The sequence below is a fragment of the Pseudomonas sp. NPDC089407 genome, assembly GCF_044900445.1.
Taxonomy (GTDB): Bacteria; Pseudomonadota; Gammaproteobacteria; order Pseudomonadales; family Pseudomonadaceae; genus Aquipseudomonas.
In genome coordinates this window covers 1-1,777 of the sequence record NZ_JBJDNB010000068.1, presented here as the reverse complement: position 1 = coordinate 1,777, position 1,777 = coordinate 1, and the positions used below count along the sequence as shown (strand labels likewise).

At 50.9% G+C, this 1,777-nt stretch carries 1 rRNA gene (cut by a window edge); it reads right to left on the bottom strand.

Going from position 1 to position 1,777, the window contains the following annotated elements:
* Nucleotides 1-1,711 (bottom strand): 23S ribosomal RNA (locus tag ACI2KG_RS28915); it reaches 1,281 nt to the left of the window's first position.
* Nucleotides 1,712-1,777 lie beyond the last annotated feature (66 nt).

The following is a 1,777-nucleotide window of genomic DNA, read 5'->3' as shown; positions in this document are numbered from 1 at the left end:
CACCCTCGCCGGCGCACCTTCTCCCGAAGTTACGGTGCCATTTTGCCTAGTTCCTTCACCCGAGTTCTCTCAAGCGCCTTGGTATTCTCTACCTAACCACCTGTGTCGGTTTGGGGTACGGTTCCCAGTTATCTGAAGCTTAGGAGCTTTTCTTGGAAGCATGGTATCAACCACTTCGTCGCCTAAAGGCAACTCGTCATCAGCTCTCGGCCTTGAAATCCCGGATTTGCCTAAGATTCCAGCCTACCACCTTAAACCTGGACAACCAACGCCAGGCTGGCCTAACCTTCTCCGTCCCTCCATCGCAATAACTGGAAGTACAGGAATATTAACCTGTTTTCCATCGACTACGCTTTTCAGCCTCGCCTTAGGGACCGACTAACCCTGCGTCGATTAACGTTGCGCAGGAAACCTTGGTCTTTCGGCGTGCGAGTTTTTCACTCGCATTGTCGTTACTCATGTCAGCATTCGCACTTCTGATACCTCCAGCAAGCTTCTCAACTCACCTTCACAGGCTTACAGAACGCTCCTCTACCGCATCACCAAAAGGTGATACCCGTAGCTTCGGTGCATGGTTTGAGCCCCGTTACATCTTCCGCGCAGGCCGACTCGACTAGTGAGCTATTACGCTTTCTTTAAAGGGTGGCTGCTTCTAAGCCAACCTCCTAGCTGTCTAAGCCTTCCCACATCGTTTCCCACTTAACCATGACTTTGGGACCTTAGCTGACGGTCTGGGTTGTTTCCCTTTTCACGACGGACGTTAGCACCCGCCGTGTGTCTCCCATGCTCGGCACTTGTAGGTATTCGGAGTTTGCATCGGTTTGGTAAGTCGGGATGACCCCCTAGCCGAAACAGTGCTCTACCCCCTACAGTGATACATGAGGCGCTACCTAAATAGCTTTCGAGGAGAACCAGCTATCTCCGAGCTTGATTAGCCTTTCACTCCGATCCACAGGTCATCCGCTAACTTTTCAACGGTAGTCGGTTCGGTCCTCCAGTCAGTGTTACCTAACCTTCAACCTGCCCATGGATAGATCGCCCGGTTTCGGGTCTATACCCAGCGACTAAACGCCCTATTAAGACTCGCTTTCGCTACGCCTCCCCTATTCGGTTAAGCTCGCCACTGAATATAAGTCGCTGACCCATTATACAAAAGGTACGCAGTCACCTAACAAAGTAGGCTCCCACTGCTTGTACGCATACGGTTTCAGGTTCTATTTCACTCCCCTCTCCGGGGTTCTTTTCGCCTTTCCCTCACGGTACTGGTTCACTATCGGTCAGTCAGTAGTATTTAGCCTTGGAGGATGGTCCCCCCATATTCAGACAAAGTTTCTCGTGCTCCGTCCTACTCGATTTCATTGATAAGAGATTTTCGTGTACGGGGCTATCACCCACTATGGCCGCACTTTCCAGAGCGTTCCACTAATCTCAAACCAACTTAAGGGCTGGTCCCCGTTCGCTCGCCACTACTAAGGGAATCTCGGTTGATTTCTTTTCCTCAGGGTACTTAGATGTTTCAGTTCCCCTGGTTCGCCTCTTGCACCTATGTATTCAGTACAAGATACTCAGCTTATGCTGAGTGGGTTCCCCCATTCAGAGATCTCTGGATCACAGTCTGTTTGCCGACTCCCCAAAGCTTATCGCAGGCTACCACGTCTTTCATCGCCTCTGACTGCCAAGGCATCCACCGTATGCGCTTCTTCACTTGACCATATAACCCCAAGCAATCTGGTTATACTGTGAAGACGACATTCGCCGAAAATTCGCATGTTGCGCT